The organism is Devosia insulae DS-56 (assembly GCF_000970465.2).
Lineage (GTDB): Bacteria > Pseudomonadota > Alphaproteobacteria > Rhizobiales > Devosiaceae > Devosia_A > Devosia_A insulae.
On the sequence record NZ_LAJE02000129.1, the window covers coordinates 1 to 2718 of the forward strand.

General features: G+C 65.3%; 4 protein-coding genes. 2 read left to right on the forward strand and 2 right to left on the reverse strand.

What is annotated here, in order from left to right; all coding sequences use genetic code 11:
- Both VW23_RS08160 and VW23_RS08165 read right to left on the reverse strand, forming a co-directional pair.
- Positions 1-889: cytochrome b/b6 domain-containing protein (locus VW23_RS08160; RefSeq protein ID WP_069909083.1), on the reverse strand; the 889-nt coding region annotated here is incomplete at its 3' end.
- 85 nt (positions 890-974) lie between these two features.
- Complete coding sequence (locus tag VW23_RS08165; RefSeq protein WP_069909084.1) at positions 975-1295, reverse strand: hypothetical protein; 321 nt, start codon at positions 1293-1295, stop codon at positions 975-977.
- 154 nt (positions 1296-1449) lie between these two features.
- Between VW23_RS08165 and VW23_RS08170 the strand changes: the two genes are divergently transcribed.
- Positions 1450-2007, forward strand: a complete 558-nt coding sequence (locus tag VW23_RS08170) for a sigma-70 family RNA polymerase sigma factor (protein ID WP_069909085.1) — start codon at positions 1450-1452, stop codon at positions 2005-2007.
- The gene (locus VW23_RS08175; protein WP_069909086.1) at positions 2000-2638 is read left to right on the forward strand and encodes an NrsF family protein; all 639 of its coding nucleotides are present in this window, start codon (positions 2000-2002) and stop codon (positions 2636-2638) included. The genes VW23_RS08170 and VW23_RS08175 overlap by 8 nt, the downstream gene beginning before the upstream one ends.
- Positions 2639-2718 lie beyond the last annotated feature (80 nt).

Below are 2718 nucleotides of genomic sequence, written 5' to 3' on the forward strand. Positions count from 1 at the left end.
TCAGAGGTGAATAAAAGACAGCACCTCCCCTCAAGGGGGAGGGGAGCTCTTCGGGGCTGGTGCGATAGTACCCGGTGATCATCGAGCGCAACTCATTGATCGGCCCTGCCAGCACCACCATGGCGATATGCACCACGAAGAACAGCACCAGCAGCAGCATGACGATGAAGTGGATGGTGCGCGCCGTCTGCCGCCCGCCGAACACTTCGACCAGCCACGGCCAGCCGGCATTCATCGTCGGCGACATGGCGAGCCCGGTGAGGATGATCAGCGGGAACAGGATGAAGAACACCCCGAAATAGGCGACTTTCTGTAGCGGCGAATAGGTTCGGCGATGGTGGAAGCGGAACCGGACATGCTCCCAGATATCCTTGGGCAGCTCACGGAAATCGCGCGGCTTGAGGATCACGTCGCGCCACAGGTGGCCATTGAAGAGGCTGGAGATCAGCCAGATGGCCAGCGCCCCGACAAGGATCCAGGCAAAGAAGAAATGCACTACCCGGCCGGTCGCGAGATCGCGGAACGACGGAATGGTGGCCCAACCCGGAAAGCCGACGAAGTTCGGGTTCCCCCGGAGCTCGCTCATCCCCAGGACTCCCGTGGTGTCGAACTTCTGCCCGAACACCGTAGTGAAGCCGCGCGGCCCGGCGTCGGTATTCTCCGCGCCGATCCTCAGGATCTCATTGTTGAACTCGAAGCCCGACTGGGCGCCGACATAGAGCGCCGGATGAGCGTTCCAGATCTGCAGGCCGGTGAGCAACAGGAAGAACATGGCGATCGCCCACACCCAGTGGGTGACGCGGGTCAGGATCGCTTGCCGATAGATCAGCGGCCCTTTCGGCTTCGCCGGCTTGTCGGCTTCAATCCTGTCGATGGCCTGATCGGTCATTGTTCCCCCGAATGGTTCCGGCGTCGCTCCCCGCCTACCTTAGGAACGGCAGTTCGGGGAGCGATTGCAGCCTATCACGGATAGTTTATTGCGCCGGGGCCATCGCGCCGTCGGCCATCGGTTCAGCCGACATCGCATCGCCGCCCATCGCATCGCCGGCCATATTGTGCGCCGTGTGGCAGGCCTTCGTGGCGTCGTCCTTCTTCATCGCGTCGGCTTCCATGCCGGCCTTCTCGAGACAGGCTTTCAACATTTCGTCCGGCGTCATTGCCATGGGATCGGCTGCCATGGCGTCACCGGCCATCGGTTCGGCGGCCATCGGCGTCGACATCGCATCCTCGGCAGCGACATTGCCGGCAAAACCCAGAGCGGCCGCAAGGGCAAAGGCGGAAAGCATGGTCTTCATCGAAAGTCTCCCGTTTGGCCGCCTCAGCGCGGCGTTACGAGGAGGAATTCGCGGCCGGACTGCACAAGGTTACGTCGTCACGCGTTCGTGACCGCGCGACAGACTTCGTCGGGCGGTGTAACCTTTGCAGCGTCTCCAGCGAATTCAGGATTCAATGAGCGTCACCTCGGACATGGAAGCGCGACTCCGCGCGCTGATGTTGAAGGCGCTCGACGGCGATGCGAACGCCTATCGTGCGCTGCTGGAAGACTTGCGCCGGACCCTGCGCCCGTATTTCGCGCGCCGCCTAACCCCCGCGCTCGCCGCCAACAGCGACGACCTGGTGCAGGAAACCCTGATGGCCATCCACACGCGACGGCTGACCTATGACCGCAACCAGCCGCTGACCGCCTGGGTGCACGCCATCGCGCGCTACAAGCTGATCGACCATTTCCGCCGCAGCAAGGTCCGCGCCACCGTGCCGCTGGAAGACGACGCGGCATTGTTCGCTCGCGACGACACCGGCGACGCCAGCGCCCGCATGGATGTCGATACGGTGCTGTCGAGCCTCCCCGCCCGCCGCGCCGACCTGATCCGCCAGGTGCGGCTGGAGGGCGCCTCGATCGCCGAAGCCGCGGCGCGCAGCGGTATGTCGGAATCGGCAGTGAAGGTTTCGATCCATCGCGGGCTCAAATCGCTCGCCGACCGCTTTGGAGGGCGCTCCGATGAGTGACGAGCTGCTCGACCGGCTCACCGCCGACCTGAGGCCGACTCCACGTCGGGCCCTGCAGGCCCGCCTGTTCGGCTGGGCCGGCCTCGGCATCGTGCTGTCGGCGATCATCATGCTCGCCTGGCTCGGCCCCAGGCCCGACATGATGCAAGCGCCCGGCAGCATGATGTTCTGGACCAAGTTCGCCTACACGGCGGGCTTCGCCATTATCGGCGGCATCGCGGCGCTCAACCTGGCGCGCCCCGGCGGCAAGCTCCGCCGTCAGGTGATCGGCCTCGCCATGCTGGTGCTGCTGGTCGGCGCCGGCGGTCTGCTGCAACTCATGCTGATGGGGCCCGAGCAGATGGGCCGCCTGGTGATGGGCAGCACCGCCTTGCGCTGCCCGTTCTACATCGTCGCGCTCGCCGCTCCGATCTATGCTGCGGTCATCCTCGCCATGCGCCGCGCCGCGCCGACCAACCCGACCCTCGCCGGCTTCGCCGCCGGGCTGTTCGCCGGCGGTGCAGGGGTCTGGGTCTACGCGTTCCACTGCACGGAAAGCGGCATGCCCTTCATCGCCATCTGGTACACCGCAGGTGTGCTTGCGACGGCGCTGATTGGGGCAGTGATCGGGCGGTTTGCACTGCGGTGGTAGCTCGGTGCGCAGTCGGCGAACCTACGTCGTGGCAACACGGCTGCCAGGCCGGCGCGGGAAGAACACCCCCACCCCTGTCC

Excerpts from the sequence above, each read along its gene's own strand:
- VW23_RS08165 (WP_069909084.1), bottom strand. The coding sequence starts at position 1,295 with ATGAAGACCATGCTTTCCGCCTTTGCCCTTGCGGCCGCTCTGGGTTTT.
- VW23_RS08175 (WP_069909086.1), top strand. The coding sequence starts at position 2,000 with ATGAGTGACGAGCTGCTCGACCGGCTCACCGCCGACCTGAGGCCGACT.
- VW23_RS08170 (WP_069909085.1), top strand. The coding sequence starts at position 1,450 with ATGAGCGTCACCTCGGACATGGAAGCGCGACTCCGCGCGCTGATGTTG.